We start from the raw sequence: 4849 nt of genomic DNA, 5'->3' as shown, positions 1-4849 counted from the left end.
CACCACCGCGATGAAGGGCAGGCCGAGCATCGCCGCGAAATAGGCCTCGGAGACCGCGGTCGAGCCCGAGGACGCCGATCCCGGCCCACTCGATGTCGCCATCGCGGCCCGACCGGACGCCGACCTGGTCGAGCTGGGCGCCGCGGTCCGCGCGGCCGCGCGCGACGACCGGCTCGAACTTCGCGGCGTCGAGCTGGGTTGGTTCGAGAACTGGCGAGAGCTCCAGATCGATTCTCCCGCAATCGTTCTGGAGTTGCCGCGGGGCACCGAACAGTCGCTGGCCCTGACCGATCTCGCGACCGCGATCGCCGAGGGCGAGCCGGGCAACTCGCGCATCATCGCGAAATTCCGCACCGGCCGCACCCCGCTGTGGGACTGGCCACCGGAGCGCGAACTCGCCCGCGTCATCCAGTCCGCCATCGCCATGGACGTCCCGCTGAAGCTGACCGGCGGGTTGCACCATGCGGTGCGTTCGACGCTCTCGGACGGTGAGCACCACGGTGTGCTCAACATCCTGACCGTCGTCGCCGACGCGCGCGCCGGGCGCCCCCTGGCCGAGTTGACCGCGACCTTGGCCCGCCGCGAACCAGGCCCCCTGGTCGACCGGCTCGCCACACTCACCGCCGCCCAGGTGACGCGGCTGCGGGCGGCATTCTCGGCATACGGTTGCTGCGATGTGCTCGAGCCGATCCACGAACTCACCGAACTCGGTGTGCTGGAAGGAGTTTCCTGACATGGCCTGGTGGCACGAACTGCCCGCCGACGAGCCTTTCGGCCTCGCCAATCTCCCGTATGCCGTGGCGGACTTCCCCGACGGCGCGCGCGTCGTCGCGCGAATCGCCGACCACGCGCTCGACCTCGCTCGGTGCGCCGAGCACGCCGGCATGGAGTCGGGGGCGGTCTGGGAGCGGCCCTCGCTCAACGCCTTCCTCGCCGAGGGACCCGAGGCGTGGGCCGCCGCCCGCACCTGGCTTCAGGACACGCTGCGCGATCAGACGTATGCCGATTGCGTTGCGCCGCACCTGCATCCGCTCGACGGGCTGGACTTGCTGCTGCCGCTCGAGGTCGCCGACTATGTCGACTTTTATGCCAGCGAACATCACGCGACCAATGTCGGCGAGCTGTTCCGGCCCGGGCAACCCGCGCTGACGCCGAACTGGAAGCACCTGCCGATCGGCTATCACGGACGTTCTGGGACGGTCGTCGTGTCGGGCACCGATGTCGTTCGGCCGTGCGGACAGCGCAAGGGGCCGAACGACCCGGAGCCGGTCTTCGGCCCGAGCGTCCGGCTCGACATCGAGTGCGAACTCGGCTTCGTCGTCGGCGGCTCGTCGGCGATCGGTGAGCCCATCGCGCTCGACCGGGCGTGGGAGCACATCTTCGGCGTCGTCCTGCTCAACGACTGGAGTGCCCGTGACATCCAGGCCTGGGAATATGCCCCGCTCGGCCCCTTCCTGGGCAAGAGCTTCGCGACGTCGATCTCGGCCTGGGTGGTGCCGATGGCCGCGCTGAGCGCCGCCCATGTCCCGCTGCCGGCGCAGGACCCGGCGCCGCTGCCGTATCTGCGCGGCGACGCGGCCACCGGGCTCGACATCTCTTGTGCCGTGACCTGGAATGACACCCTGGTCTCGACACCGCCCTTTGCGCAGATGTACTGGTCGCCCGCGCAGATGCTCGCCCACCTCAGCGTCAACGGCGCGAGTACGCGGCCAGGGGATCTCTTCGGCTCGGGCACGATCTCGGGCCCGGCCAAGGAAACCCGGGGAAGCTTCCTGGAGCTGAGCTGGAATGGCGCCGAACCAGTCACCCTGGGTGACGGCTCCACCCGCAGCTTCCTTCAGGACGGCGACACGATCACGCTGACGGCGACCGCCCCGGGCCCCGGCGGCTCGGTGATCGGCTTCGGCGCCTGCACCGGCACCATCCGCCCCGCCCTGACCTCATCACCGTGAGAGTGGGTCAGGGGCGCGGGGCCGCCTTGCCGCGCACCACATTGGTGCCCGCGATCTTGTCGTGTAGGGCTTGCTTGCGCGGGTCCCACAGCGGCCACAGATAGTCGGCGATGCCGACCAACGACAGCAGGAACCCGATCGCTCCCGGCACCAGGCTGAAGACGTTGAGCGCGAGGATCAACGCATAACGCCGCATCGCCACGAGCACCGGCAGCGGCCCGGGGCGCTCGCGCTCGCGGACGCTGATCCCGAGCGCCATCTTGCCCGGGGTCGCGCCCTTCTTCGTCAGGAAACCGACGTGGTAGGCCAGCCCGATGACCATCGTGATGGCCACAAACGCCAGGAAGTTGCCCCCGGTCATATAGCTCGCCAGGTCTGCAGACACCTTGTCGAGCCCGGCCGTGTCATTGGTCCGGATCGCCTCGGTGAACGAATCGATCCACGGCTGGAGCGCTTTGAGCAGGAAATACCCGCCGAAGATCCCCGACAAAATGCCGGTGATCAGCGCGTCGATGATGTAGGCCCCGACCCGTTGCCACCACCCAGCGAGCGGCACCCCGTCGGGAGTGGTGGGGCCGGCCGGCCGCGCGGCATACGTCCCCCATTGCGCACCGGGCTGCGGGGCACCCCACTGGTTCGGCGGCTGGCCTGCGCCGGTCGGTGGCGTGGGCGTGGAGCCGCCCCGCCAGCCATACGGGTCGTTCGTCGGCGTCGCCGTGGGAGGCGTGGCGGGTGGGACAACGGGTGCGGTCGTCGCCGGGCGCGTCGCGCGTGGGGCCGTATGCCGAGTCCACACGATCCCGTCGAAATAGCGCAGTTGGTCGGGGTGTTCCGGGTCGTCGTACCAGCCGGCCGCGGTGGGGGTGCTCACCGACGGATTCTCGCACGTATGCCCGAACGACCCCGAGGCCTATGCTCGCCTCATGATCGAGCAGAAGCGCATCCTGGCCACCTCCATCCCCGGCCCCAAGAGCCAGGCGATGCAACAGCGCAAGCTCGCCACGGTCTCGGCCGGCGTCGGGACCGGCCTGCCGGTCTACATCGAATCCGCCCAGGACGGCATCCTGCGCGATATCGACGGCAACCAGTTGATCGACTTCGGCTCCGGCATCGCCGTCACCAGTGTCGGCAATGGCAATCAGCGCGTTATCGACGCGGTGCAGCGGCAGATCGCCGACTTCACGCACACCTGCTTCATGGTGACCCCGTATGAGGAGTACCTCGACGTCTGCGAACGCCTCGCCGCGCTCACCCCGGGTGAGCACGAGAAGCGCTCCGCGCTCTTCAACTCCGGCGCCGAGGCCGTCGAGAACGCCATCAAGATCGCCCGTGTGGCCACCAAGCGGCAAGCGATCGTCGCTTTCGACCATGGCTACCACGGCCGGACCAACCTGACGATGGCGCTGACCGCCAAGAACATGCCCTACAAGGACGGATTCGGGCCATTCGCGAGCGAGATCTATCGGGTGCCGATGGCCTATCCCTACCGCTGGCCGACCGGCGCCGAGCACTGTCTCGAGGAGGCCTTCGACGGCTTCGTCGCGCAGGTGCACGCGCAGGTGGGCGAGGACAACGTTGCGGCCGTGATCATCGAGCCGATCCAGGGCGAGGGTGGTTTCATCGTGCCGCCGGACGGCTTCCTGACGGCCGTCGCCCAGTGGTGCCGCGACGCCGGGATCCTGTTCATCGCCGACGAGATCCAGTCCGGTCTGTGCCGCACGGGTGACTGGTTCGCCGTGGATCACGAGGGTGTCGTCCCCGACCTCGTCACCACCGCCAAGGGGCTCGCGGGCGGGATGCCGCTCGCCGGGGTGACCGGGCGCGCGGAACTGATGGACGCGGTGCATACGGGCGGCCTGGGTGGCACCTATGGCGGCAACCCGGTGGCGTGCGCGGCGGCGATCGCGGCGCTGGCCTCGATGCAGGAGGACGAGCTCTGCGCCAAGGCGCGGGCGATCGAGGACACCATCTTGCCGCGGCTGAAGGAGATCGCCGACAAGACCGGCGTCATCGGCGACATTCGCGGCCGGGGCGCCATGCTCGCCATCGAGTTGGTTTCCGACCAGGTCGCCAAGACCCCGAACGCGGCGCTCACGGCCGCGGTGAACAAGGCGTGCCACGCGCGCGGCCTGGTCACCTTGACCTGCGGCACCTATGGCAATGTCTTCCGCTTTCTGCCGCCGCTGACGATCGCCGAGGACCTGCTGCACGAGGGTTTGGACATCCTCGACGAGGCCTTCGCCGAGGCCTTGGCCTGATCCGGGAGACGATGCACGACGTGCGTGCGATCCGCGGCTTCGATCCGCGCACGGCCTTCGCGGCGAAGGTGCAGGGCTAGGACGGGTGGATCCTCGTCCGCCGCACCCGCGAGCGCTTCGGCGCCCCCGAGGTGGCCGCGCAGCTGAGCTGGGCCACGACGCGCTGCGCAGCCCTGGCTGAGCGGCAGCGCACCAACATGTGCGGCCGAGTCGGTGTGGCTGACTGGCGGGTTCCTGATGCGTCCGGCAACGCCTGGCCGGTCGACCATTGGGCGGCTTTCGCCGAGGCACTCGCTTCGAGCGACCCCGACCGGTCGGATCCGCTCACAGCGGCGAACGACGCGACCAGGCGAGGTTGGGGCTCCCTACGCCACGGCGGATGCACCACTGGGGGAGGCGGGCCTTGCCGCGTTCTTCTTGCCCCCGAGTCCGCTGCCACCGGCGACCTCCGCACGGTGCAAGGCATCAGTCAGAGCGCGAGTGAGGAAGCTGGGTATGATCGCCAGCGCTTTGCGGTCACGATCAGTCGCGTCCGCGGCCAGTGGTGGCCGGTCGGGATGCGGGGGGCCGATCCTGTCGAGCGCTTGGATCTGGCCGCGGCCGATGCCGCCGCACGCGGCATGACGTATGCCGTTGCTA

Annotated in this window: 5 protein-coding genes; 4 read left to right on the top strand and 1 reads right to left on the bottom strand. The window is 69.4% G+C overall.

All coding sequences use genetic code 11. The features are described 5' to 3' along the window. Positions 1–253: 253 nt before the first annotated feature. Positions 254–733, top strand: coding sequence for a hypothetical protein (locus PKH97_RS02770; RefSeq protein WP_324385878.1), 480 nt, complete (start codon positions 254–256; stop codon positions 731–733). A gap of 1 nt (position 734) precedes the next feature. Beyond that, positions 735–1952 (top strand): fumarylacetoacetase, encoded by a 1218-nt coding sequence (gene fahA / locus PKH97_RS02765; protein WP_324385877.1) that lies wholly within the window; start codon positions 735–737, stop codon positions 1950–1952. A 7-nt stretch (positions 1953–1959) separates the two neighbouring features. Here the strand turns inward: fahA and PKH97_RS02760 are convergent, their stop codons facing one another. After that, positions 1960–2823 carry an RDD family protein gene (locus PKH97_RS02760; RefSeq protein WP_324385876.1) on the bottom strand — a complete coding sequence of 288 codons (864 nt, stop codon included), beginning with the start codon at positions 2821–2823 and terminating at the stop codon, positions 1960–1962. Between the two features lie 52 nt (positions 2824–2875). Between PKH97_RS02760 and gabT the strand changes: the two genes are divergently transcribed. After that, complete coding sequence (gabT, locus tag PKH97_RS02755) at positions 2876–4210, top strand: 4-aminobutyrate--2-oxoglutarate transaminase (RefSeq protein ID WP_324385875.1); 1335 nt, start codon at positions 2876–2878, stop codon at positions 4208–4210. 455 nt (positions 4211–4665) lie between these two features. Continuing rightward, positions 4666–4849, top strand: a 184-nt coding sequence (locus PKH97_RS02750; RefSeq protein ID WP_324385874.1) for a hypothetical protein, incomplete at its 3' end; no start/stop codon positions are given.

It is taken from the genome of Nostocoides sp. (assembly GCF_035343835.1).
In the GTDB taxonomy this organism is placed as follows: Bacteria; Actinomycetota; Actinomycetes; order Actinomycetales; family Dermatophilaceae; genus Nostocoides_A; species Nostocoides_A vanveenii.
Note: the sequence above shows the minus strand (reverse complement) of the source record. Positions and strands in the feature narration are given on the sequence as shown.